The sequence below is a fragment of the Paraburkholderia ginsengiterrae genome, assembly GCF_001645125.1.
Lineage (GTDB): Bacteria > Pseudomonadota > Gammaproteobacteria > Burkholderiales > Burkholderiaceae > Paraburkholderia > Paraburkholderia ginsengiterrae.
The window spans coordinates 1-22,968 of sequence record NZ_LXKA01000362.1 but is presented as its reverse complement, the minus strand read 5'-3'; the positions used below and the strand labels follow the sequence as shown (position 1 = coordinate 22,968).

The 22,968-nt window shown below is 63.2% G+C and carries 23 protein-coding genes and 1 riboswitch; of the genes, 14 read left to right on the top strand and 9 right to left on the bottom strand.

From position 1 onward, the window contains the following. Nucleotides 1–117 precede the first annotated feature (117 nt). Nucleotides 118–2,388, top strand: coding sequence for a xanthine dehydrogenase family protein molybdopterin-binding subunit (locus A6V37_RS34000; protein WP_064270810.1), 2,271 nt, complete (start codon nucleotides 118–120; stop codon nucleotides 2,386–2,388). A 33-nt stretch (nucleotides 2,389–2,421) separates the two neighbouring features. Then, nucleotides 2,422–2,883: a (2Fe-2S)-binding protein gene (locus tag A6V37_RS33995; protein WP_064270809.1), complete on the top strand. Its 462-nt coding sequence runs from the start codon at nucleotides 2,422–2,424 to the stop codon at nucleotides 2,881–2,883. Nucleotides 2,884–3,118: 235 nt separating this feature from the next. On the opposite strand, the gene A6V37_RS33990 is transcribed toward A6V37_RS33995, so the two are convergent. Then, nucleotides 3,119–4,738, bottom strand: a complete 1,620-nt coding sequence (locus A6V37_RS33990) for an NAD(P)-binding protein (protein WP_064286804.1) — start codon at nucleotides 4,736–4,738, stop codon at nucleotides 3,119–3,121. After that, on the bottom strand, nucleotides 4,738–6,255 hold the full coding sequence (locus A6V37_RS33985) for a polyamine aminopropyltransferase (protein WP_064286803.1): 1,518 nt from the start codon (nucleotides 6,253–6,255) through the stop codon (nucleotides 4,738–4,740). The genes A6V37_RS33990 and A6V37_RS33985 overlap by 1 nt, the downstream gene beginning before the upstream one ends. 139 nt (nucleotides 6,256–6,394) lie before the next feature. Between A6V37_RS33985 and A6V37_RS33980 the strand changes: the two genes are divergently transcribed. From A6V37_RS33980 to speD, 5 genes are all read left to right on the top strand, one after another. Beyond that, nucleotides 6,395–6,781 (top strand): DUF350 domain-containing protein, encoded by a 387-nt coding sequence (locus A6V37_RS33980; protein ID WP_064270806.1) that lies wholly within the window; start codon nucleotides 6,395–6,397, stop codon nucleotides 6,779–6,781. A 74-nt stretch (nucleotides 6,782–6,855) separates the two neighbouring features. Next, nucleotides 6,856–7,866, top strand: a complete 1,011-nt coding sequence (locus A6V37_RS33975) for an SPFH domain-containing protein (protein ID WP_064270805.1) — start codon at nucleotides 6,856–6,858, stop codon at nucleotides 7,864–7,866. 13 nt (nucleotides 7,867–7,879) lie between these two features. Further along, nucleotides 7,880–9,409, top strand: coding sequence for a DUF4178 domain-containing protein (locus A6V37_RS33970; protein ID WP_064270804.1), 1,530 nt, complete (start codon nucleotides 7,880–7,882; stop codon nucleotides 9,407–9,409). Between the two features lie 2 nt (nucleotides 9,410–9,411). Further along, entirely contained in the window at nucleotides 9,412–9,552 is a 141-nt protein-coding gene (locus A6V37_RS41605) for a hypothetical protein (RefSeq protein WP_165614477.1), read from the top strand. An 8-nt stretch (nucleotides 9,553–9,560) separates the two neighbouring features. Beyond that, a complete protein-coding gene (speD, locus tag A6V37_RS33965; RefSeq protein WP_064270803.1) occupies nucleotides 9,561–9,941 on the top strand; it encodes an adenosylmethionine decarboxylase in 381 nt (126 codons plus the stop codon). A 69-nt stretch (nucleotides 9,942–10,010) separates the two neighbouring features. Here speD and A6V37_RS33960 read toward each other — a convergent pair whose 3' ends face one another. Genes A6V37_RS33960 through A6V37_RS33940 form a run of 5 tightly spaced genes read right to left on the bottom strand, consistent with a single transcriptional unit; the run spans nucleotide 10,011 to nucleotide 15,340 of the window. Next, the gene (locus A6V37_RS33960; RefSeq protein WP_064270802.1) at nucleotides 10,011–11,531 is read right to left on the bottom strand and encodes an efflux transporter outer membrane subunit; all 1,521 of its coding nucleotides are present in this window, start codon (nucleotides 11,529–11,531) and stop codon (nucleotides 10,011–10,013) included. Continuing rightward, nucleotides 11,528–12,517 (bottom strand): efflux RND transporter periplasmic adaptor subunit, encoded by a 990-nt coding sequence (locus tag A6V37_RS33955; RefSeq protein ID WP_064270801.1) that lies wholly within the window; start codon nucleotides 12,515–12,517, stop codon nucleotides 11,528–11,530. The genes A6V37_RS33960 and A6V37_RS33955 overlap by 4 nt, the downstream gene beginning before the upstream one ends. Next, nucleotides 12,514–12,723 (bottom strand): DUF1656 domain-containing protein, encoded by a 210-nt coding sequence (locus tag A6V37_RS33950; RefSeq protein WP_064270800.1) that lies wholly within the window; start codon nucleotides 12,721–12,723, stop codon nucleotides 12,514–12,516. The genes A6V37_RS33955 and A6V37_RS33950 overlap by 4 nt, the downstream gene beginning before the upstream one ends. 46 nt (nucleotides 12,724–12,769) lie before the next feature. Then, a complete protein-coding gene (locus A6V37_RS33945; protein ID WP_064270799.1) occupies nucleotides 12,770–14,872 on the bottom strand; it encodes an FUSC family protein in 2,103 nt (700 codons plus the stop codon). 6 nt (nucleotides 14,873–14,878) lie between these two features. Next, nucleotides 14,879–15,340 (bottom strand): MarR family winged helix-turn-helix transcriptional regulator, encoded by a 462-nt coding sequence (locus A6V37_RS33940; RefSeq protein ID WP_064270798.1) that lies wholly within the window; start codon nucleotides 15,338–15,340, stop codon nucleotides 14,879–14,881. Between the two features lie 159 nt (nucleotides 15,341–15,499). On the opposite strand from A6V37_RS33940, the gene A6V37_RS33935 reads away from it, so the two are divergent. After that, nucleotides 15,500–16,579, top strand: coding sequence for a hypothetical protein (locus A6V37_RS33935; RefSeq protein WP_064270797.1), 1,080 nt, complete (start codon nucleotides 15,500–15,502; stop codon nucleotides 16,577–16,579). Between the two features lie 17 nt (nucleotides 16,580–16,596). On the opposite strand, the gene A6V37_RS33930 is transcribed toward A6V37_RS33935, so the two are convergent. Then, on the bottom strand, nucleotides 16,597–17,190 hold the full coding sequence (locus tag A6V37_RS33930) for a histidine phosphatase family protein (protein WP_064270811.1): 594 nt from the start codon (nucleotides 17,188–17,190) through the stop codon (nucleotides 16,597–16,599). A 97-nt stretch (nucleotides 17,191–17,287) separates the two neighbouring features. After that, nucleotides 17,288–17,442: riboswitch (adenosylcobalamin (AdoCbl) riboswitch) on the top strand. A gap of 2 nt (nucleotides 17,443–17,444) precedes the next feature. Here A6V37_RS33930 and A6V37_RS33925 point away from each other — a divergent pair. Both A6V37_RS33925 and A6V37_RS33920 read left to right on the top strand, forming a co-directional pair. After that, entirely contained in the window at nucleotides 17,445–17,678 is a 234-nt protein-coding gene (locus tag A6V37_RS33925; RefSeq protein WP_064270796.1) for a CbtB domain-containing protein, read from the top strand. A gap of 11 nt (nucleotides 17,679–17,689) precedes the next feature. Next, complete coding sequence (locus A6V37_RS33920; protein ID WP_064270795.1) at nucleotides 17,690–18,430, top strand: CbtA family protein; 741 nt, start codon at nucleotides 17,690–17,692, stop codon at nucleotides 18,428–18,430. Nucleotides 18,431–18,626: 196 nt separating this feature from the next. On the opposite strand, the gene A6V37_RS40250 is transcribed toward A6V37_RS33920, so the two are convergent. Next, nucleotides 18,627–18,770, bottom strand: a complete 144-nt coding sequence (locus A6V37_RS40250; protein ID WP_165614476.1) for an Imm8 family immunity protein — start codon at nucleotides 18,768–18,770, stop codon at nucleotides 18,627–18,629. Between the two features lie 539 nt (nucleotides 18,771–19,309). Here A6V37_RS40250 and A6V37_RS33915 point away from each other — a divergent pair. The 4 genes from A6V37_RS33915 to A6V37_RS33900 all read left to right on the top strand — a co-directional run bounded on the left by A6V37_RS33915 (nucleotide 19,310) and on the right by A6V37_RS33900 (nucleotide 22,371). Then, the gene (locus tag A6V37_RS33915; RefSeq protein ID WP_064270794.1) at nucleotides 19,310–20,311 is read left to right on the top strand and encodes a hypothetical protein; all 1,002 of its coding nucleotides are present in this window, start codon (nucleotides 19,310–19,312) and stop codon (nucleotides 20,309–20,311) included. Beyond that, nucleotides 20,301–21,386, top strand: coding sequence for a hypothetical protein (locus tag A6V37_RS33910; protein WP_064270793.1), 1,086 nt, complete (start codon nucleotides 20,301–20,303; stop codon nucleotides 21,384–21,386). The genes A6V37_RS33915 and A6V37_RS33910 overlap by 11 nt, the downstream gene beginning before the upstream one ends. A 68-nt stretch (nucleotides 21,387–21,454) precedes the next feature. Then, complete coding sequence (locus A6V37_RS33905; RefSeq protein ID WP_064270792.1) at nucleotides 21,455–21,841, top strand: hypothetical protein; 387 nt, start codon at nucleotides 21,455–21,457, stop codon at nucleotides 21,839–21,841. Nucleotides 21,842–21,864: 23 nt separating this feature from the next. Continuing rightward, the gene (locus A6V37_RS33900; RefSeq protein ID WP_157447923.1) at nucleotides 21,865–22,371 is read left to right on the top strand and encodes a hypothetical protein; all 507 of its coding nucleotides are present in this window, start codon (nucleotides 21,865–21,867) and stop codon (nucleotides 22,369–22,371) included. The last annotated feature ends 597 nt before the right edge of the window (nucleotides 22,372–22,968 follow it).

The window sequence follows — 22,968 nt, the reverse complement described above, 5'->3', positions numbered from 1 at the left end:
CATTTAAGTCCCCCATCCGCTCCCCCGTCTTATTACTATTCCGAGGAAACCACGCCCCGGCGCCGACGCGCGCCTTCACAGCTTCCCAGCCATCGTGCAAGCTGATCGAGCCCAGTCATGTTGAAGCGCAGAACCTTCCTGCTCGGCGGCGCCGGCGCGGTCGGCGTGCTGCTGGTCGGCTGGTCGGTGCTGCCGCCGCGTCAGCGTCTGATGCCTTCTTCGCCGCTGCCGGCGCAAGGCACGCAGGTGGCGTTCAACGGCTGGGTCAAGATCGCCGCCGACAACAGCGTGACGATCGTGATGTGCAGGGCGGAAATGGGACAGGGCATCCACACCGGTCTCGCGATGCTGCTTGCTGAAGAACTGGACGCCGACTGGTCGCAGGTGAGAGTCGAGGACTCGCCGATCGACAAGATCTACAACAGCGTGCAGAACGTCGTCGACGACTTGCCGTTTCGCCCCGACGACGACAGCGCCGTGAAGCGCGCCACCGCGTGGATCACCCGCAAACTGGCGCGCGAAGCCGGCACGATGATGACCGGCGGTTCGTCGAGCATTAACGATCTTTGGCTGCCGATGCGCGAAGCCGGCGCCAGTGCGCGCGCGATGCTGATCGGCGCGGCGGCCGCGCAATGGCATGTGGCGGCCGGCGAATGCCGAGCCGAGAAGGGGCGCGTGTTGCATCCGTCCGGCCATGAAGCGAGCTTCGGCGAGTTGTCGTCGCTGGCCGCGCAGCAGGCGCTGCCGAACCGGGTCACGCTGAAAGATCCCGCCGATTTCAAGCTCATCGGCAAACCGCTGCGCCGCCTCGAGACCGCCTCGAAGATCAACGGCACGGCCCGCTTCGGCATCGATGCGCTGCCAGACGGCCTGCAATATGCCAGCGTCGTGATGTGTCCGACGATCGGCGGCACGGTCGCGCATTTCGACGCAAGCTCCGCGCAGAAGATGCCGGGCTTCATCAAGGCGTTCGTCGTGGCGCCCTACAACGGTGGCACCGGCGGCGTCGCAGTGATTGCAAACAACGCGTTTCGCGCGATGAACGCCGTCGCCGCCATCAAGGTGGAATGGAACGACGGACCGGCGGCAAAGCTGTCAAACGCCGATGTGAACCGGCGCCTCGCGCAAGCACTGGACGACAGCAGCGGTCACGCCTACTACAAGCTGGGCGATGCCGAAGCCGCGTTAGCCGGCGCGGCACGCACCATCAGCGCCGAGTATCGCGCGCCGTATCTCGCGCACGGCGCACTCGAACCGCTCAATTGCACCGTGCAAGTCGCGGACGGGGCAGCCACGGTCTGGGTCGCCACGCAAATACCCATGCTCGCGCGGCACCACGTGGCGAAAGTGCTGGACCTCGATGCCGACAAAGTGGACGTGCAAACGCTGCTGCCTGGCGGCGCATTTGGGCGGCGGCTGGATCTCGACTTCATCGCACAGGCGGCGGCGATCGCGCGCGAGGCCGGCGGCCATCCGGTGCAAACCATCTGGTCGCGGGCGCAGGATTTCACGCACGACTTCTATCGACCAGCGTGCGTGTCGCGGCTCAAGGCCGGTTTCGACAACGACGGCAAGCTGGTCGCGTGGCACGCAACGTCGGCGAGCCAGGCGATCGTGCCGGGAGCGCTCGCGCGTTACTACGGAGTGCCGCGTATTCCGCTCGACAAAACCACCTGTGAAGGCGCATTCGATCAGGCATACGAATGGCCTGCCGCGCGCGTGGCGCACACGATCGTCGAATTGCCGGTGCCGGTTGGCTTCTGGCGCTCGGTCGGGCATTCGCATCAGGCGTTTTTCACCGAGTGCTTCACTGATGAACTCGCGGCCGCCACCGGTAGTGACCCGATTGCGTTTCGCGCCGCGCTGCTCGTGCAGCATCCGCGGCATCTGGCGGTGTTAAAGCGCGTCGCGGTTTTGTCGGACTGGGGACGGCCGTTGGCCCATGCCGCCGACGGCGCGCCGCGCGCGCGTGGCGTTGCGCTGCACGAGGCGTTTGGCAGCGTCGTGGCGCAGGTGGCGGAGGTGTCGCTCGGGCCGGACAAGCGCATTCGCGTGCATCGCGTGGTCTGCGTGATCGATTGCGGCTTGCCGGTGAATCCGAATCTGATCCGGCAGCAGATGGAGAGTGCCATCGTGTTCGGCCTTTCCGCCGCGTTGGAGGACGAGATCACCTTGGTCAACGGTCAGGTGCAGCAGCAGAACTTCGTGGACTTCCCGGTCGTGCGGATCAACGATTGCCCGGTGATCGACACGGACATCATGCCGAGCGGGATGCATCCGCAAGGCGTGGGCGAACCGGGTGTGCCGCCGATTGCGCCGGCGGTGGCCAATGCGCTGTTCGCGCTAACCGGCCAGCGCTTGCGCTCGCTGCCGCTGAAGATCACGTGAAGCACGCGGGATGCAAAGACTAAGGGGAATGCGATGGGATCGCTGAACATCAACGGCCGGGCGGTGACGGTGCAAGCCGAGCCGGATATGCCGCTGCTGTGGGTGCTGCGCTGCGAACTCGGCATGACCGGCACCAAGTTCGGTTGCGGCGTGGGGATTTGCGGCGCGTGCACGGTCCATCTGGACGGCGCTGCCACGCTCTCTTGTCAGACGCTTATGTCGAGCCTGCACACGCAGAAGATCACGACCATTGAAGGCGTGCAGGGCCCGGAAGCGCAAGCACTGAAGGCGGCGTGGATCGACCTCGACGTGGTGCAGTGCGGCTATTGTCAAAGCGCGCAACTGATGGCCGCCTGCGCGCTGCTCAAGCACACGCCCAATCCTACTGACGCCGACATCGACAGCGCGATGAGCCATATCGTATGCCGTTGCGGCACCTATCCGCGCGTGCGGGCGGCGATCCACCAGGCAGCGGCGAAACGCCGGTCAGCCTAGCGCCGCTGCCGCGTCTCGCCCTACCGCAAGAGCTTGCCGCGCGGGCTCACCCCGCCAGCATTTCCACCATGGCCACGACGGCCGTAAAAATGCCGATGCAGCCGCCTAGCGTGGCAGCGCCTTTCATGAATTCCGACATACGTGACCCCGTAACGAGTGGTTGGTGGCTCGTATTTAACCCGAAATGAAAGGTAAAAGAAAGATTGTCAAAAATAATTCGTAAGCTTTCCGGATGTCACCGCATCGCGCGGTTAGCTGCCAGCACACCCCAATAAGATGCTTCCTCGAACAGTGACATGCCTGACAAGTCGGCATGCGCGAACAGGATAGGGCCATCCGCGTCGCGCAAAGCGAGCAAGCCCGGACGGCTCAGGAAACCGACATCCGGAGTAGCCATGGCATGACCGCGGACGGTGATCTCCAGCGCCGCCGCGTGGCGCCACAGATCGCGGCCATAGGCGGGTACCAGATCGATCGCCGCCTGCTCGCGCAGGTCGTCGGGATGCGCGGCGGCGAGCCAGCGGAGCGTGTCGTCGGGCGTCTTGAGGTCGAGCGCCTGATAAGCGGAAAACACCGAGCGCTGCGGCGGCGACAGACGAATCAGTTGATGCGTCGAGACCACATAACCGAGGCCTTCGCCGCGATAGACGACATTGTCCCAGGCGAGCGGCACGCCGTGCGCTTCAGGCGGCATGCCGTCCATCAGAAAGTTGGACACAAGCCACGGAGCGCGCGGCGGCAGATCGCGCGGCACCTTGAAACCGTAGGCGGCCATTTGCGGCATCACATGCTGAGCGACGAAGAGCGGCATCGCGCACACCACGCGGCGCGCTTTCAGCACGAACGTGGTGGGCGTATTCCGATTGTCGAGGCGCACGCACAATACTTCGACACTACCGGCTTTTTCGTCGATGCGCGCCGCAAAGCCCGGCAAGGACCATGCGCGTCCGTTGGCCCGTTGCGTGATCGACGCGCTCAGTTTGGTGACCATACTATGCAGCCCGTCGGGCCACGTCAGCACCGCGCCATCTTCGGCATTGCGTGCATGGCCGGCGCGCGCCGAGAAGTAATGCAAGCCGGCCCACGCGGATACGTGTTCATAACCGGCACCGAAATCGTCGCGGCAGGCGTAGTTCAGATACCAGTGCAATGACGGTGCGTTGTAGCCTTCGTCCAGTAACCACTGTTTGAACGAGCGTTTATCCAGCGCCCGCCAATGCGAATCTTGAGACGATTGCGCCACGGGAATGCAGAACACCTTTCGGCCGTCGTTGCCGAAAGCGGTGCGTAACGCGTCGGTGTAGGCGAAAAACCGCTGCTGCTGCGCGAGTTCCGCCTGACTCACGCCAAGCGTCGGCACGAGACCGTCTTGCCATTGACCGTCGATCAGCAGGCGTTCATCTGGCGCATGCACCAGCACGCGCTCGTCGAACACCGGCCGAGCGGTGAACGGATCGGCTTCGATCACGCCGAGGTCGGCGAGCATGTCGCGCAAGTGCGTCGATTCCATCGACGGTAAGGGCAAATAGTGCGCGCCCTTCGGATAGCCGAGATCGCCGTACTGTCCGCCCGCCGCGTTGCCGCCGAATTCGGGGCCTGCAAGCACGGCGAAGTCCTTGTGCCCCGCGCGTGCGAGTTGCCACGCACACGACAAACCCGCCGCGCCCGCGCCGAGAATCGCGATATCGGTCTCGATCGTGCCGGAAGGCGGCGGCAGGCTGCGGTGGTCGCGCAGCGCGTGGCCCTCGCGCATGCCGGGGCTGTCGATCACCGGCGTCGTCTCGATCCAGCCGGTGCGGCCGCAACCGGCACGCGACGCCGCCGCGCCGGCGAGGAGGAAAGTGCGGCGGTCCATCAGCGCAGCACGTGCTTCCAGTCGTCGTCGAACAGGCGCACGAGCGGCTGGTCGTTCAACTGGTTCGGCGGCATCGGCAAGGCGGGCATGTCGGCGGGAAAGTGAAACATGTCGGCGGCGGTTTGCGCGTCGAGCCAGCGCATGGGCTCGGCGTATTGCGTGGGGATCGTGTAGTCGCGGCGCTTGCCGGCGATCACGAAGCCCCAGTCGCCGAACGAAGGCACATAGCAGTGATACGGCCACGTATTGAAGCCCGCTTCGCGCAACGTATCGACGATGGTCCAGTACGCATGCGGCGCGAAATACGGCGAGGTGGACTGGATCACCGCATAGCCGTTTTCCGACAGATGCCGCGACAGCATGCGGTACACCGGCACCGAGTACAAACGGCCCAGGCCGAAGTTGGTCGGATCGGGAAAGTCCACCACGATCGCGTCGAAGACCTCGGCGTTGGATTCGAGCCAGCGCACGGCGTCGTCGTTAATGACGTGCACGCGCGGGTCTTTCAGCGAACCTTGATTGAGTTTGACGAGCGGCGCGGAATTCGAAAAGAGCCGCGTCATGGCAGGATCGAGATCGACCAGCGTCACCGTTTCGATGTTGCGATGCTTGAGAATCTCACGCACCGCGAGACCGTCGCCGCCGCCGAGCACGAGAACGTGCTTCGCCCACGGCAGCGCTTCGAGTGTAGGGTGAATCAGCGCTTCGTGATAACGGTGCTCGTCGCGCGAAGAAAATTGCAGATTGCCGTTCAGGTACAGGCGCATGTCGTCGTGCCATTGCGTGAGCACGATGCGCTGGTATGGCGTGGTTTCGGAGAAGATCGTCTCATCGCCGTACAGGCCATGCTCGGCCCAATGCGTAAGGCGCCCGGACAGCAGGAAGCCGGCGCCGAGCAGGCTGATGACGAGCGCCGCGCGCGCCAGCTTGGCCGGCACGTTGCCGATCTCGGCGCGGAACGTGTGCGTGGTCCAGAGCGCAACCATCGCGTTGAGAATGCCGAACAGGAAGCCGGTGCGCAGCAGGCCGAGACGCGGTGCGAGCACCAGCGGAAACAGCAGCGAGACCGCCAGCGAGCCAAGATAGTCGAAGCTCAGGACATCGCTCACGGTATGGCGGAACGCCTGGCGGCGCTGCTGGAACGCGCGCATTACCAGCGGAATCTCCATGCCGACCAATGCGCCGAGCACCAGCACTACCGCGTAGAGCGCCGCGCGAAACGGCGTGGACAGCCACGCGAACACGCCGAACAGCATGGCCGCCGACACACCGCCGATCAGCCCGATCAGCAATTCGATATCGACGAAGCGGTCGAGCACGTCGTCGTCGTCGATGAATTTGGCGAGCCACGAGCCGACACCCATGGCAAACAGATAGCAGCCGATTACCGACGAGAACTGCAGTACCGAATCGCCAAGCAAATAGCTGGACAAGGTACTGCTAATCAGTTCGTAACCCAATCCGCATGATGCGACGACCAATACGGAGAGAATCAGCATGCGATTGTGTTTAAGCATCGCGCTGGGCACTCCGGTCCGATCTGGATATACTGGCGGCGACTTCGGTGAACCGTCGCGCGGTGCTGCCTGCATAATCATGGCAAGCGGAACCGTGATGAATGACGGCACGCTCGGCAGACACAATCCGGGGGAATAAATGGGTGATGCCTTTTCTTATGGGATTCATTTACTGTCGGCGTTTGTGCTGATCCTCTGCTTCGCGGCAGTTTACCTCAAGGTCACACCGTTCGACGAAATTGCCTCGATCCGCGAAGGCAACGTCGCCGCGCTGCTTTCCTTTGCCGGTGCGCTGATCGGTTTCTGCCTGACGCTCGCCTCGAGCATCGCCCACAACTCCACGCTCATGCTGGTGCTAATCTGGGCATTCGGCGCGATGGTCGTGCAGTTGGTCACTTACGCAGTGCTCACGCGTCTTTTGCCCGGCATGAATCACGCCATTGAAACGCGTAATACGGCAATGGGCGGTTTGATGGGGACGGCTTCGCTGGTGGTCGGCATTATCAACGCGGCCTGTCTGACCTGATTGACGCTGATTGACGTCTCACGCACGTTCACGTTAATGCCTGAAAAGCGGGCGCCTCGCGCGAGGAGTACACGATGAGTTTCGGTTCGTTTATTCGCAAGCAATTTGTCGACGTCCTGCAATGGACGGAAGAGGGTGACGGTGTATTGGCCTGGCGTTATCCAATGGAAGACCAGGAAATCCAGTACGGCGGTCAATTGACGGTGCGCGAATCGCAAATGGCACTGTTCGTCAACGAAGGGCGCATTGCCGATGTGTTCGGTCCAGGCCTTTATACCTTGACCACGCGCACGCTGCCGGTGCTGACCAGTTTGCGCAATTGGGACAAGCTGTTCCAGTCGCCCTTCAAGTCGGATGTGTACTTCTTCAGCACGCGTTTGCAGCTCGGGCGCCGCTGGGGCACGCCGCAACCGGTCACGATCCGCGACCGTGAATTCGGCTTGGTGCAGGTGCGCGCGTTCGGCATCTATTCGTACCGCGTGGTGGACGTGCCGGCGTTTCATCGCGAGATCAGCGGCACGCGTGGCATCTATACCGTCGACGATCTCGAGCAGCAGCTGCGCAACGTCGTCGTCACCGCGATGAGCGTGGCGTTCGGTACCGCCGATGTCGCGTTTGTCGACATGGCTGCGAATCAGGCGGTGTTGTCGCAGCGTATCGGCCAGGCGCTCGCGCCGGAGTTCACGCGATATGGCGTGGCGCTCGATTCGTTCACGGTGCAAAGCGTGTCCTTGCCGGACGCGCTGCAAAAGGCGCTCGACGCGCGCATCAGCGTCGGCGTGAGCGGGGATCTGAACAAGTTCGCGCAGTACCAGGCCGCTCAATCGATCCCGCTCGCCGCGCAGAACGCGGGTGGCGTCGCCGGTGTCGGCGCGGGCCTCGCGGCCGGCGCCGCGATTGCGCAAACCATGACGGGCGCGCTGAATCAGACCGCGGCGCCAGCCACGCCGCCGACCGCGCCCTCGGCGCCGAACGACTATGTCGAGCGCCTGCAGCAACTCAAGACCCTGCTGGACAAGGGCCTCGTCACCGACGACGACTATGCGAAGGCGAAAGCCGAGATCCTCGCGAAGCTGACAAAATAAATAAACGCACTCGATGTTCAGCACTTCGTGTCCACAATGCGGCGCACCGCTCGAATTCCGCTCCGCCGCGGCCGTCATGGCCGTGTGCGGATCGTGCCGCAGCACGCTGCTCAAGCGTGGCGAAGCTGTCGAACGGATCGGCGAGATGTCCACGGTATTCGAGGACTATTCGCCACTGCAGCTCGGCGCGACTGGCCGGAATGAGGCGCGTCGATTCACGCTGCTCGGCCGCATTCAATTGCGTTACGACGCGGGCTACTGGTCCGAGTGGTACGCCGTTTTTGAGGACGGCACGTTCGGTTGGCTCTCCGATGCATCTGGCCAATACGCGGTCACCACGCTGCAGGACCTCGACGGCAAGGGCAATGAATTGCCGCTGTTCGACAGGTTAAGCCCGGGCGTGCCCTTCGAGTTTCGCGGCCTGCGTTATCTCGCTTCGGATATCCGCACGGCGCAATGCGTCGGTGGCGAGGGCGAGTTGCCGTTTCGTGTGGGCGACGGCTGGCAGGCGCGCGTTGCAGATTTTCGCTACGAGGACAAGTTCGTCACGCTCGACTATTCCGATGCCGACCAGTATGCCGGCAAGCCGGTCGTGTATGCGGGCGAATCGGTGGAGCTGGGCACGCTCGCATGCCAGGGGCTGCGCGACGAGGCGGATATACGTGAGTCGGCGGGGCGCTACCGCGGCGAACTGAGCGCGTTCACATGTCCGAGTTGCGGCGCGTCGCTCGATTGCCCGGTCGGCGTGGCGAACTATGTGATCTGCGGCTCGTGCCATGCCGGTGTGGATTGCAGCACGGAACTGGCCACCCTGTTCTCGAAGAAGCGCGAGGTCGAAGCGATCGAAACCGCGCTGCAGCTCGGGTCGAGCGCGACCTTCGACGGCGCGAAGTACACGGTGCTCGGGCTGATGCGCTGCCGTACACCGGACGGGGAGTCGAGCTGGGACGAGTATCTGCTGCACAACCTCGAACGCGGCTTCCTGTGGCTCGTGCATAGCGAAGGCAGTTGGGAGCGCGTCGATGTATTGAGCAGCTGGCCGATGATCGGTCAGGACGGCCAGGTGCTCGAAGGCGGCAAGACGTATCGCGAACACGAGCGCTACGACGCGGAAGTCATGTACGTGGCCGGCGCGTTCAACTGGCGCGTCCAGGTGGGTGATAAAACGTCGATCACCGATTTCACGTGGCGCGACTTCAAGATGACGCGCGAAACCACGGCCAGTGAGATCGTCTGGTCGCGCGCGAGGCCGCTTGGCAATAGCAAGATCGCCGAGCGATTCGGCGTGCCCGAATTGTCGGTTGAGACGGCGAACCGGCGCGCCGCGGCGTCGGCCGGCAGTGGTGGCCCGGAGCGGGCGAAAGAGGGCTTGACGACCACCGCCTTCGGTCCGTGGCCGTGGATCGCCACGTTTGCGATGGTGCTCATCAACTTCGAGAAGCTGTTCGAGTTCGACGGCGCGACTGTGCTGGTGATCGTCGGCATGGTGGCCTTGTGGGCGCCGGAGTGGATCTGGCGCGCCTTCCACGAAGAGCCGAGGTGAGCGTGAGACAGTTTTTATACGTGCTGTACGCGCTCGTGGTGATTGTCATGTTCAGTTGCACGTCGATGACCCGTGACGGTGGCGGCGGTTATGGCGGAACGTCCGCGCGCAGCGGTTATTCGTCGTATGGGACGCACAAATGAGCGCGGCCATGCCTTCGCCCGTGCTCGCGCCGCGAGATGCCAGCGGTACCCATGTGCTGGCCGATCTCGGCGGTATCGCAGCCGACCTGTTGCGCGACGCCGCGGCGCTCGAGGCGATTCTCGTGAAGGCGGCCAGGGAGGCAGGTGCTTGCGTGCTGTCGGCGCACTTTCATCGCTTTGGCGGCGAGCATGGCGTGACCGGCGTCGTGCTGCTCGCGGAATCGCATATCACCATCCACACGTGGCCCGAGCATCGCTTTGCCGCGCTCGATATTTTCATGTGCGGCAAAGCGCGTCCTCATGAGGCGGTTGAGCAGATTGCGCGCGAGTTGCGGGCGGATGTGCGGAACGTGCGCACATGTGAGCGCGGGGTTGGCCCGGTGGGGTAGACAGGCCGGCAGGTGGACAGGTGCTCAGGGGCCATTGGGCACCTGGAGCACCCAAGGTGCTTTGGTCGCTTACTGTGCTTTCGCAGGCGACGGCGTGACCGCCTTGACTGGCGTATCCGCTGCCGATGCCGAGCCGCCCGGCGCGCTCTGCTCGCCAGTCTCCCACCCGCCGCCAAGCGCGAGGAACAGATTGACCTGATCGATCGCCACCTGGCCTTCCGCAGCCGCTTCCTGAGACTTCGTGGAGGTCAGCGTGCGCGTCGCATCCAGATCCGAGATGAACGACTCGCGCCCGGCGACATACAGCCGATGCGTTTCATCCGCCGATTGCGCCGCCGACTTGACCGCGGCGTGCAAAGCATCCGCGCGTGCGTAGTCCGATGCATAGGTGGCCAGACTGGTCTCGGTCTCGCGCAGCGCGGTCAGCACCACGCCGTCGAACTTCGCGAGCGCCACCTGGCTCGACGCTTGCGCTTCGCGCACGCGGCCACGTGCGCCGTTCGTTGGAAAGGTCCAACTGATCAGGGGGCCGAAACCCCAGCGCGCGGTCGGCGACGTGCCCAGGTCTTCGAGAACACCGGTCAAACCCGCCGAGGCGCCGATGCTCACGGTCGGATACAGCGCGCCGGTGGCGACGCCGATACGTGCAGTGGAAGCGGCCAGTTGACGTTCGGCTTCGCGCACGTCCGGGCGGCGCTTGAGCAACGCGGCGCCGTCGCCGACCGGAATGGGCTGACGGATTTGCGGCAGCCTGTCGCAAGCCAGCACGGCCGGCGGCAGGTCGGACGGCGCGCGCGTGAGCAGCGCGGCGAGCCGATACTGTGCGATTTTGCGGCGCGCCGTGTAGCGTGGAATATCCGCGGACAACGTATTGACCTGGGTCTGGCCGCGCGTGACCTCGGTCTGATTGCCACGGCCCGCATCGCGCAAACGGCGCGACACGTCCACCCGCTCTTTCTGCAAAGCCAGCGACTGCTGCGCAATGCGCAGTTCCTCGGCCGCCGAACATTGCTCGACGTACGAGCGAACCACGTCCGCCACCACAGTGATCCGCGCGAGATCGGCCGCGGCCTGCACCGATTCGGTGTCGGCTTGCGCCGCCTCCACGCCGCGCCTCAGCTTGCCGAACAGATCGATTTCGTACGAGATGCTGATGCCGATGTCGCCTTCATTGACGACCGGCAGTTTCTGCGTGAGCAGGTATTGCTCGGCGGATTCCTGCGCGCGTTCGAGCAGCACGGAGCTCTTGCCGGAAAAGCCACCTTGCGCTTGTGCAACGCCCAGCGCTTCACGCGAGCGCGCGAGATTCGCCGCCGCCACGCGCAGGTCGGTATTCGACTGCAACGCCTCGTCGACGAGACCGTTCAGCACGGGATCGTCGTACAGTTTCCACCATACGGCCGGCACGTTCTGGCGCGTCGTCAGCGGCGTATCGGCGCCTTCGATCGGCGCATTGGCAAGCGGCGCGTTGACGAGCGCCTGCTGCGGCAGCGCATAGTTGGGTCCGACATTCATGCAGCCGTCGAGCGCGAGCGCCAATGGCAAAAGCGGCAACAGCGGCAATAAGGGCAGGGCGCGCGGCAGCTTCATTGCGAGGCGCCCGAGATGGCCGCGGCAGACGCCGGCCGGGTCGCCGAGGCAGCCGCGGAGGCAGCCGACGCCTCCACCGTACCCGATGCTCTCGCATCCGGATGCTTCCTCGCGGTGGGTGACAGATCGCGCACCGACACCGTCGCGGTGCGTCCCGCGATCATGCGGAAATCGGCGGGGACTTCGTCGAGCGCCACGCGCACCGGAATCCGTTGCGCGAGCCGCACCCAGCTGAAGGCTGGGTTCACGTTCGGCAGCAAATTCGAGCTTTGCGAGCGGTCACGGTCTTCAATGCCGGCGACGATGCTTTGTACGTGACCACGCAATACGTTCGGTTCGCCCATCACCTTGATATCGACCGGCTGGCCGATGTCGATGCCACGCAGCTTGGTTTCCTCGAAATACCCGTCGACGCGGAACGAATGCATGTCCACCACGGCGACCACGGCCCGTCCCGCCGCGACGAATTCGCCGGCGCGCGGTGCGCGGTCGTTCAGATAGCCGTCCACCGGACTCACAATGGTGGCGCGCTGCAGATTGAGCTTCGCGGTGTCGATGGCCACGTTCGCATCGGCAAGCGCGGCTTCGCCCTGTTCGACACGCGAGCGGCTTTCTTCTCCGACTTCGGCCGCGACGAGGTTGCCGAGTTTGCGGTTGCGCACGTCCTCGCGGCGTGCCTGGTCGAGCGTGGCGCGGCGTTGTTGCGCGGTGGCCTCGGCCTGGCGCAGCGCGAGCGTGTAGCGTGCCTGATCGATCACGAACAGCACCTGGCCTTGCTTGACCTGCTGGTTGTCCACCACCTCGACCGATGAGATTAGCCCCGAGATATCCGGCGCGACCTGGATCACGTCGGCGCGTACGTGTCCGTCGCGGGTCCATGGCGCGAACATGTAGTAGTCGACCAGCTTCCACAGCACGAGAGCCGCGGCCGCGACGACGATCAGGGTCAGCAGGATCTGACCGACGGAGAACCAGGTTTTTTTCACGTTGTTAGTCTGTGCGAAACGACGGCGACAAGGCCCAGCACCAGCACATAGATGCCGAGATCGAATATGGAGCGATGCCAGACGAAGCGGTAAAAACCCACGCGATCCAGCACCGTGCGGACGGCCAGGTTGATCAGATACGCGATCAACATCAGCACGAGCACGGCCGGCACGAACACGCCGAAGATATCGATTTCACCGATCATCGCGGGAACAGGGCAAGAAGATGGAGCGGGTTGCGGAGCGGGCGCATCAGGCAGCGGCCTCCGGTTCGGGCGGCGTGGGCGTCATGAGCGTGGCCGGAAACAGCGAAAGACGCAAGCCGACCAGCGCATGCAGCGCGTCGCGCAACCGGCGCGCCGAGCTAGGCGAGGTCGCGCCCGGCGCGCTCGCATTAGCGAGCCCCTGCGCGGTGACGCGCGCCACGGCTGCATCGATCGACGCCATCAGGCTAGCGGGCACCGGTTCGCGCTTGCGGCTGTCGACGCAGCTTTCGTAGTAATGACGCACGTTTTCCAGCACGTGGTCGATCGCGGCCGGCGCTTCGCCGCCGAGCGTGCGCGCGGCGCGCCGCAAGTCGATCGCGTTGAAGGCAATGCGTAAATCGCGGACGCTTTCGATTGAAGGATGACGATGGTCGTCGGTGGCGGCGAGGCGTGGGATCAACTGCATCAGACGGTCGACCATGCGCGCAGCAAGGTTGCGCGGATCTTCGATCGGCTGCGTCGATGTCGTGAGCACCACGTCGGCCCAGCTCGAACGCAATAGTCGGTCGGCTGCCAGTTCTGCGCCGAACGGGCGCGTCACGCGAGTCCACAGATAGGCGTACAGCAAGCCGGCGAGACCCGCGAGATTGCTGTTCGCGAACACCAGGAAGTTGGCGTCGTACGCGTCCTGAATGCTGATGAAGGTGGCCGTGTTCACTGCGACCAGCACCGTGGCAAGGTTGAATTGCGGGCGCGGAATCAGCGTGCCGACGAAGATGAACGGCGCGGCGAACAGAATGACCAGCATCGGAAAGTCGTGCACGTGCGGCAACACGGCGAACAGATAGACACCGGCCGCGACCACGCTGATCGCGGTTGCCACGAAGAAGCGGAACACGAACGGCGCGGGCTCGTCGAGCGCGGCGAAGAAACAGCACGCCACGGCCGCGAGCGTGACCGCGCTGGCGCCGTCGTTCCAGCCCGAGCTGATCCACAAACTGCACGCGAGAACGACGGCCGCCGCAGCCGAACCGGTCGAGAAGAGCATGATGCCGCGATCGTAAAAGCGTTCCGTGCCACCCAGCCGCCAATGGCGGAAGCGCGGGCGCCACGCGCCTTCTTCACGCGTGATGATGATGCGCAGCGAACGGCAGTCCTGCCAGACGTCGATCACCTGTTTCATACGCCAGAGCGCGTTCGAGAGCAGCGCACTGTCCCAGTTCGTGAGCGCGGCGGCTGGCGGCTGCATGGCCGCGATGCGCTCGCGCAACGCGTCGGCCGCCGGGTCAGGGTGATAGCCCTCGCTGACTACGGGCAGCGGCGCGTTGAACCAGTTGATGACATCGGCGAGCAGGGCTTCGAGCCCCTCGGGCCAGGTCTGGCGTCCGCTGTTGTAGAGCGCGATCAGCGGATCGGCGAGCGCCGACATGATAGGCAACAGCAACTGCATGCGTCCCCGCAGTTCATGCGCGCGCGCCACCACGTCGGGCCGGGTGTGATCGTAGGCCAGCTGGCTTAGCAGCAATTCCAGGCCATTGATGGTGGCCGCGATCCGCTGTCTGGCGCCCGAAATGGCCGAGCCGGCAATACGTCCGGACAGCGTTTCGGTCGCGTAGAACGCGGCGTCGCGAAACCATGCGTCGGTCCGCTCGATGATGGTGGGCGCAAGCCGGCTCGGAAACAGCGCACCGCCGACAATGCTCGCGCAGACAATGCCGAGCGTGATTTCCTCGGTACGGCTGATCGCGAGGTCGAACACGCCGGTCGGATTGGTCACCGAGGGCAGCGCGATGATCGGCATCGTATAGCCGGCCAGCATGAACACGTAGCTGCGCGCGGTGCGGTCGGACACGGCCAGATACAGCATTGTGCCGGTCCACAGGGCCACGACCACGCTGAACAGATACGGCGATTCGACGAAGGGCGGCACCAGCAGCACCGCCGCCGAGGCGCCAAGCGCGGTGCCGAGCGCGCGATAGATCGCCTTCGAGCGGGTCGCGCCGACGAACGGATTCGAGACGATGTAGACCGTCGCCATCGCCCAGTACGGCCGCGGCAGTTCGAGCGCGAGGCCGATGTAGAGCGCGATCATCGCCGCGGCGAACGTCTTGACCGAGAAGAGCCAGTCGCGAAGAGTGGGATAGGTCATGAAGCGCTACGCCCGGTCGCCGCTGTCTTGCGGCGCGGCGGGGTCCGCCGTGAAAGCGGCCAGCACGCGCAGGGTCGCTTCGAGATCGCTGCGCGAAACGCCTTTCAAAGCTTGCGCCCGCAGCGTGACCAGCTCTTCTTCCATTTTCGCGGTGACGGCGCGGCCTTCGTCCGTGAGCACCACGGTCTTGGCGCGCCGGTCGTCGGGATCCTCGTCGCGGCGCATCAGGCCCGCCGCGCACAATTGATCGAGCAGCCGCACGAGCGAGGGCCCTTCGATGCCAATGTAGTCGGCGAGCGTGCCCTGGCGCACGGCCGCGCCGAGCCGGCTGGCCGTCAGAAGCGGCGTGGCGCACGCCTCGGAGACGTTGAAAGCCGCCAGCACGTCATGGCTCGTGCGCCGCCATTTTCGGGCAGCGACGACCAGGGTGCTGCTGACATTGCGGCGCAGGGCATCGAGATTCGACATGGGCGGTATTGTATTGGCTAAATATTCGTTAGCAAACTATCGAATCTGAATTTTTTGTGACGTTGACGCCATAGTCCGGTTGAGCGGTTGTACATTCAAACGACGGATTGAACGATGCGCTACGTTCAAGACGGTACACAGTAATCAGGCGGATGCTGCATGACTTCGACTCGTTCAGGACGTCTTTGGACACGGTGTGCCACAGCCGGCGCGGCACTGCTGCTGGCATTCGCGCAGCCCGCGCGTGCGGACGACGCCGGCATGCCGCGTCTGAAGCCTGTGGCAACGATCGCGGATGCGCGGTTGACCATCGACACGCCGCAAGGGCGGGCCGAGTTCCCGCTGTACCTGTCGAAAGACTGGAGCGTCCCGCAGCCGCAGGTAACGCGAGCGGTGATCGTGGTGCACGGCAGACTGCGCAACGCGGACGTGTACTTCCGTACCGCACAGATGGCCCGCGACGCGGCGCACGCGGACCCCGACGCCACGCTGCTGATCGCGCCGCAATTTCTCGCCACGCTCGACCTGAGCGCGCGCGACGAACCCGCCGATTTGCTGCGCTGGAGCGGCGACGCATGGATGGGCGGCGAGGCGGCGCGCGGGCCGCTGCCGATCAGCTCCTACGCGGTGCTGGATGCGATCGTTGCGCGCCTTGCCGACCGCAAGCTGTTTCCTAATCTGCGGCACGTGGTGATCGCCGGACATTCGGGCGGCGGCCAGGTCGTGCAGCGCTATGCCGTTGCGGCACGCGATCTCGCGGCTTTGACTGGCGAGGGTATCGACGTGCGTTACGTGGTGGCGAACCCGTCGACGTATGCGTATTTCGACGCGCAACGGCCCAATGCCCAAGGCATCGCGGCACCGTTCGACGCCGCACAGTGCCCGAGCTTCAATCAATGGAAATACGGCATGGACAACCGGCCGCCGTATCTCGACGACCGTTCGCCCGCGCAACTCGAAGCCACTTATGCGGCGCGCCGGATCGACTACCTGGCGGGCGGAGCGGATGTCGATCCGCAGCAGAGCGTGCTCGACAAAACCTGTGCGGCTGAAGCGCAAGGGTCGCAACGCCTCGCACGCGCGCAGGCGTACTACCGGTACATGCAGTCACGGCATCCGGACGGTCTTCTGATGCAGAGCTTTCACGTCGTGCCGGGCGTGGGGCATGATGGCGAGCGCATGCTGACTTCGGCGTGCGCGCTGGCGGCGATGTTCGACACCAAGGGGTGCGAGCCATGACCGCTAATGGCTAATGACTAGTGCGGCGCTGGCCACCACGTCCAGCCGCGCGCTGAGTGCCGCAACTCGATCACCGAGAGCGGCGCGATCTCGATGTGCGCAAACACCATGGGCGACGCCCCGAGCGCATGGACGATGGCAGCCCGAAGCACTGGCGCGTGCGTGACGGCCACGACATGGCGTGGCTGGCTAACGGTTGCGGCCAGGTTCGTCGTGCTGTTTGACGCGTCGAGCCATGCGCCTACCCGCTTCACGAGTTGACTGAACGACTCGCCGCCGTGCGGTGCGGCGTCGGGATCGCGCGTCCATGCCGCGAGATCCTGTGGCGCTTCGGCGGCGAGGTCCGCGAGACGCCGGCCTTGCCACTTGCCATAGTTCATATCCGCCAGGTTGGCGTCGATCGATGCGGACAGGCCGAGCGCCAACGCGGTGTCGCGCGCGCAGACGGCCGGGCTGACGAAGATCGCCGCGCCGTCGGGCATCGCCAAACGCGCGCGGGCGGCGTGGGCTTCGGCGAGGCCGCGCGCGTCGAGCGGATCGTCGGCGGGAAAGCGGCCTGTGCGCTGGGCCGCGGTCGAAGCATGGCTGACCAGTAACAGCCGTGTGTCCATTCTGTTCATGTCCAGTGAGGCCGCGGCGTGGCGCGGCTGGGTGGCTGCGAGGGTCGTGGCGGCCGCGCATTTCGCATTGCCGAGAGCCGAAGATTAGCGCGTAGAATAGCGGAACTGCGAAGCAAGGAAGCCGGTGAGAGCCCGGCGCGGTCGCGCCACTGTAATCGGCAATCCAAGCCGAAAGCCAGACCTGAGCTTCGCACCATTCCTTTGTAATCGACTATCGGGGCGCGTTACCCCAGGAGATGTCCATCATGACCGAAGCTGCTTTCGATCCCGCTTCTCAATCTGCTAGTCAGCCCGTCGCCCAACCCACACCCATTCCGCTGCGCGAGTTGCTGCCCTGGGTCGTGTTCGGCGGTTTGCTGCTGTTGCTCGCGCTTTACTTCGTTGGGGCGGAACAGGGCGCCACGTCGCTCGTGCCCGGCATGTACGTGCATGAATTCGTGCATGACGGCCGCCATCTGCTCGGCTTTCCCTGCCACTAACGGAGCAGACGATGGTAGGTAAATTGTTGGTACGCGGGATGCTTGCAGGCATCGCCGCGGGACTCCTCACGTTCGGTTTCGCCCGGCTGGCGGGTGAGCCGCAGGTCGATCAGGCGATCTCGTTTGAAGAAAAGGCCGACGCAGCGAAAGGGGAAGCACCTGAACCCGAACTGGTGAGCCGCGAAACGCAAGCGGGTCTTGGCTTGCTGACCGGCGTGGTGACCTATGGCGCGGCATTCGGCGGGCTTTTCGCGCTGGTGTTCGCGTACGCGTATGGGCGGGTGGGCGCCATGAGCGCGCGTGCGTTGTCGGCGTGGCTCGCGCTTGGCGCGTTCATTGCGCTGGTGATCGTGCCGAATCTCAAGTATCCGGCGAATCCGCCGTCGGTCGGCGACCCTGACACGATCGGCACGCGTACCGGCCTGTTCTTCCTGATGATTGCGATCTCACTGGCCGCGGCGGTGTTTTCGCTCAAGGTGCGGCGACGTGCGGCGCTGAAACTCGGCGCGTGGAACGGCTCGATCGTGGGGGGACTGGTGTTTGTCGCGATCATCGCCGCGGTGCAGTTGTCGATGCCGGCGATTAACGAAGTGCCGGCGGCTTTCCCGGCGGTGCTGCTGTGGAAATTCCGCGTCGCGGCGATCGGCATGCAGGCGATCATGTGGACGACGATCGGGTTGTTGTTCGGCGCGATCGTTGAACGGAGCGCGTTCATGCGCGTGGGTGGACGCGCGGCGGTGAAGTCGGCTTGATGTTGGTGGCGGCTGGCGCAACCGCCGAGGCAAGGCGGTTGCTCTTTGCGCGCAGGGGGCAAGAAGGCCGTTGCGTCAAGGACTTGGCGCGGTTGTGGGGAGGTTATCCACAGGCTTCTGAACAAAATCTGGGGATAACTCGGACGTCTTTCATGTGAAAACCCAGGGAAGCTCGCGCTCAAGAGAGCGCGGGTTGTCAGCTGTAGGCCTTGTAATCCTCAAATTCCCATGCCGCAAAGCGACTTACCTTTGCTGCAATAGTCGGCCAATCATCTTCGGAAACGCGATCGATCTTTTGCGCAATCTGCTGAGTGATTGCGCTGAGGTTGTATTCCTTCACAACTGGTACCGCAGTTTTCTGGCTCTGGGGCGACTTCAGTCGCCTTTTTTCGTTTGTGGGCGGCAACGGCAGGGGGCAGCGTGAGCGGTTACCTGGCTATGTCTTGTGATTCAGTTTATCGGGGATGGCCCTGACACCGCAGCAATCTCACTGCGTGAACGTTTCAGGTGACTCCAGTCGCCGTATTTTTTGCAAGTCACTTGTCGCTGAGGTCTGGCCCGTTCCCGGCAGATGCCGTCGTCTTTTCCGATCAGGCGCAAACGGGTCGGCAGCAAATCCCGCTCGTTAGCGGCGTGACGCTCGCATGACTCCCGCTGAGCCAGGCGGGAGCAGAGCCTCGTGTCTGTCAAATTTCGTCAATGCGACGCCGTTGGCGATTTCTGTCCTTTGCCGTCGGCTAGTTTACGAAACTGGCCTCCGGGCAGATGAATAAAAGTGCGCATTCTTATGCTGAATAAATAGGACTCAGAATTAATCGGACAACTATGGCGGAATCTGATCGCGTTGCAAGGTTGATAACAGGCCGGCAGTCGGCCCACATGGAGATTATCCGGCGTTATCCAGGGGACAGGGCACCGGCGGGCGAACACAAGCCGCAACCGATGCCCCTGGTGTCAGTTGTTGAATGGGAAGTGCGGGAAGAAATCTGCCAGCCGTACAGGATCAGGGCACTGGTTTCGACCTCAGGGCCGGTGTCGCGCAAGGATATCCGCATCGCACCGGGCGGGATCGAGTTCGGCTCGCGTGGCGGCGCGGTGTTCAGGACGACTGGCCTGAAGAAGATTGGCCCGGCGCAGATGGACCTGGGCGGGGCAGCGTTCGCACCGAAGATGGTGCCCTTCACGACGGATTGTGAAGTGTGGCGCACCAATGCCAACTTCATCAAGGAAGTCACGCCCGCACCCGCACCAGACCCGGCGCAATGGGAAGGACTGGCGAACACGGGAGCGGTGGCACCTGCCCCGGCACCTGAAGCAGGCCAAGGAAAGATGAGCGACTTCTCGCCGTTTGACAAACAGCCGTCGAATGTGGACTCGGGCGTGCCGAAGGTCAATGTCAATCTAAACGGCCCTGACGATCAGACGCAAAGTTACGTTGCACCTGATCCCATCAAGCTTGCAAAAGCCGTTCCCTGTGACTGGAAAAGCGCGGACCTCAAGGCTGATGTCACACAGCATATCGAATCCAAGACGTATTGGGGCAGGCTGAAAGATCGAACCCCATGGAAAAGCAAGGATGGAGCGATCTGGTTTAAGGGCGGAGGTTCAAGGAATTCGAATTTTGAATTTGCATACAGCGAGCAGGACAAGACGGTTACCTGCACGGTTCGGGTGGCGTTGATTCCGATGGACCTGTTTCCGGTGGATGCAAATGGAAATCGGGATAGTAACGCCCGGATACAAACGATTCCATATGAATCACCCAACCATTGGAGAATGACGCCTGGCTCTGTAGCCAACAGGGTAAAGATGGACTATCGCGAAGCCGTTGGAGCCCAATACGATAGGCGCGAGCCGTTCCGGTGTAGGTGTGCTCGATAGCGTCGTACTCGCGCCCGAGCCGGACCTTGCCGAGCGCATGCTGGCACTCGAAGGCACACCGCCCGAGAACCCTGGCAAGGTGATGGCGTTGCAGGAGTTGGACGGCAGCGAATTGAGGCTGCACCTCCTGCTGGAGATGCTCCTTGGCCCCCTTGCCCCGAAGCTGGCGGAGGCCATGCGCAGCGAGTCGTTCCAGCTCATGATGCAGGGGGATCGGGATGACTCGTCCGACGTGATTAACGAGGTGTGGAAGAAGCTGGAGCTGCCGGGATTTCCGCGTATCGTCCGCATGCAGCCCGACACCATGCCGAAGTTCGCAGAGAAGTGGTTCCAGGCTGACGCCGATCCGCGATACAGGCTGGTTCTCGCATGGCACCTGAACGACGGCGGCCCCGGCGCTCCCCAGGAGTACTCGGAATTCGGGGTTGCCCTGCTGCTCGGCTCGGACCAGCTCATGTGGGAAAAGCGCGACAAGCTCCGGGGGCAGGCGTGGCTGATGCGAGGGATCGAGACAGAAGCCGACCAGGTGGAGGATGCGCTGACCCAGCTACTCAAGGCTGAACAGGTGGAGTCGAAGCGCATCCGCAACTTCTGGCACAGCCGCCTCAAGGGCCTTGCGCAGCATGCGACGCTGGGTGCGGTCAGGGACAGTGACCTGAAGGTTTCCACACACGCACTCGACGCAGCCATCGGTCCGCAGGCTGCGGCGTCACGGTGGCTGGTGTATGCGCTGGCGGCGCGGATGGTGCAGTTCGGACAGGGCGCGCAGCTTGTGGCGCTGCCGGGTGGGAAAGGCGTAATGCTCAATCTGGCGATCAAGGAGCCGCAGGGGGTGGACCTGCCGTGGAAGCACAGCTATGGCTACACCATTGTCCCCTTTGCCGAAGCGCTGTTTGTCTGCCTGTTCGCGCTTGGAATCGGCCTGCTGGATACCACCCAGGGGTGGAACGGGCTTGATACAGCATCCGTTGTGGTCGCGGTGCTCGGCAGTGCCGGGTTCTTCGCTGCGAGATACTTCAGGCGCGAACAGCTTCTGCATCAATGCTGGCGAGTACTTCATGGAAGTTCGTCGTGATCCCACGACGACTGCGCAGTCACCGCATCCTGCGGGTTCCCCCCTTCATCCGGTTCCTGTGGGCTGCCATGTTCATCCTGGCCGTCTACACGAACGTGGTGGGATGGTTCGCGGCACAGGACCTCGGCGATCCGCGATGGGTGCAATTCCCGTTGATCCAGCTCGGTTTCACGGTGGGATTGATCGCGGATGACCTGTGGTGGCACTGGCGGGATGGCGTGGCCCATGCGCTGCACTTCGAGGACGTGATTGACGGAACCTGCCCCGACACTGAACAGCAAATCTGCGAAGCCGCTGTGTGGCGCTGGTACGAAATGCAGGGCAGACCGTGGCGAATCAGTTCGCGCCGTGATCGCCCGCACGTGCGGTTTGCCGATGCGTGGCAGCGCATGGAGGCCTATCAACGGGCGATGAAGGCGGAATACCTGCGGCGCAGCAATAATCACAGGGTATGATCTTTTTGAGGGTAATGAAAACTATGAAGATGAAGAATTGGATCGCAACAGTATGCTTTGGAGTCCTTTCAAGCCAGTCGGCGTTTGCATGCACGCCTCCGCTTATGGAATCTGCGTATTTCGGCTCGACGGAAATGATGAGTGAAGAGTTGACAGCACGGATTCGGGAAGACGTTCGAAAGAACCATTACACTGTAATCGAATACCGTGTGGGTTCATCGTATTTCCCACTGGTGAAGAAAGGGGATACTGTCTATCTGAATGGCAAGCCGCTTGCCAAAAAAGAAGACTCTTTCTGGTATCTCGGGCATGGCTTTTATCAGTTCAATCATGAAGTATTTTTCATGGATGAGCATATCGGCGCCTATCCCACCGATGGCACTGTGATTGCGTATGAAGAGGACAGGTCCGCGACCAAGAAACCGGATACTTGGCCTGCCAACTCCATGTGGTGTTCGATTAGTGTGCACGCAAACAAGCTGGAAGCGTCAAATGGACTCCGCTTCGAGAAACTCGTCTACGACAACTGATCGCCCCAGCGGAAAAATCACAGGGTTTGATTCTTAGCTGACGGGAGCGATCATCACGAAAGAACCTGGGGACAGGAACGTTAGCATTCTTTCTTGTTTCGGGGAAACACCGGTTTTTGTGCTGGTCCAGCCGCGAGCAGATTGTTTGCTGGATACAGCGGCGACCATGACCGCTGGCGGACGGGCAGTCGTGGGTCATCTCTCGTTCCTGCACGCCCTGACTTAGGTGGCGTACAGGAGCAGTCAGGGCGCGCGTTACTTCGTTCGTGAGGTCAGCTCGGTCGATCTCGAGGTATTTGTCAACGAGGGAGGGGCGGGATTGATTGTGCAGTTGCGGCTGGCATGGCCCGCGAAGTTCCGCATTGGAGTTTCGAGTGCCAGAAGCGGACGCTTGAGTGCGCGCTTAAGTCGATGGCAACGGTAGAGGCGAGTCTGGCGGAATGCCAGGAAACCGCGCTGTTCGATCCTCAGGGCCTGTCATAAATTTTGTGTTCAAGGCATAACATGTAGCTCAAGGAGCATGTATGCCACGCAAACCCAAAGCGGCGCCCAAGGCCCAGACGGCCTTGCCGTCCATTCCGAAGGAACTGATCGACC

Coding starts and splice junctions, on each gene's coding strand:
- A6V37_RS34000 (WP_064270810.1), top strand. CDS start 118: ATGTTGAAGCGCAGAACCTTCCTGCTCGGCGGCGCCGGCGCGGTCGGC.
- A6V37_RS33995 (WP_064270809.1), top strand. CDS start 2,422: ATGGGATCGCTGAACATCAACGGCCGGGCGGTGACGGTGCAAGCCGAG.
- A6V37_RS33990 (WP_064286804.1), bottom strand. CDS start 4,738: ATGGACCGCCGCACTTTCCTCCTCGCCGGCGCGGCGGCGTCGCGTGCC.
- A6V37_RS33985 (WP_064286803.1), bottom strand. CDS start 6,255: ATGCTTAAACACAATCGCATGCTGATTCTCTCCGTATTGGTCGTCGCA.
- A6V37_RS33980 (WP_064270806.1), top strand. CDS start 6,395: ATGGGTGATGCCTTTTCTTATGGGATTCATTTACTGTCGGCGTTTGTG.
- A6V37_RS33975 (WP_064270805.1), top strand. CDS start 6,856: ATGAGTTTCGGTTCGTTTATTCGCAAGCAATTTGTCGACGTCCTGCAA.
- A6V37_RS33970 (WP_064270804.1), top strand. CDS start 7,880: ATGTTCAGCACTTCGTGTCCACAATGCGGCGCACCGCTCGAATTCCGC.
- speD (WP_064270803.1), top strand. CDS start 9,561: ATGCCTTCGCCCGTGCTCGCGCCGCGAGATGCCAGCGGTACCCATGTG.
- A6V37_RS33960 (WP_064270802.1), bottom strand. CDS start 11,531: ATGAAGCTGCCGCGCGCCCTGCCCTTATTGCCGCTGTTGCCGCTTTTG.
- A6V37_RS33950 (WP_064270800.1), bottom strand. CDS start 12,723: ATGATCGGTGAAATCGATATCTTCGGCGTGTTCGTGCCGGCCGTGCTC.
- A6V37_RS33945 (WP_064270799.1), bottom strand. CDS start 14,872: ATGACCTATCCCACTCTTCGCGACTGGCTCTTCTCGGTCAAGACGTTC.
- A6V37_RS33940 (WP_064270798.1), bottom strand. CDS start 15,340: ATGTCGAATCTCGATGCCCTGCGCCGCAATGTCAGCAGCACCCTGGTC.
- A6V37_RS33935 (WP_064270797.1), top strand. CDS start 15,500: ATGACTTCGACTCGTTCAGGACGTCTTTGGACACGGTGTGCCACAGCC.
- A6V37_RS33930 (WP_064270811.1), bottom strand. CDS start 17,190: ATGGACACACGGCTGTTACTGGTCAGCCATGCTTCGACCGCGGCCCAG.
- A6V37_RS33925 (WP_064270796.1), top strand. CDS start 17,445: ATGACCGAAGCTGCTTTCGATCCCGCTTCTCAATCTGCTAGTCAGCCC.
- A6V37_RS33920 (WP_064270795.1), top strand. CDS start 17,690: ATGGTAGGTAAATTGTTGGTACGCGGGATGCTTGCAGGCATCGCCGCG.
- A6V37_RS33915 (WP_064270794.1), top strand. CDS start 19,310: ATGGAGATTATCCGGCGTTATCCAGGGGACAGGGCACCGGCGGGCGAA.
- A6V37_RS33905 (WP_064270792.1), top strand. CDS start 21,455: ATGTTCATCCTGGCCGTCTACACGAACGTGGTGGGATGGTTCGCGGCA.
- A6V37_RS33900 (WP_157447923.1), top strand. CDS start 21,865: ATGAAGATGAAGAATTGGATCGCAACAGTATGCTTTGGAGTCCTTTCA.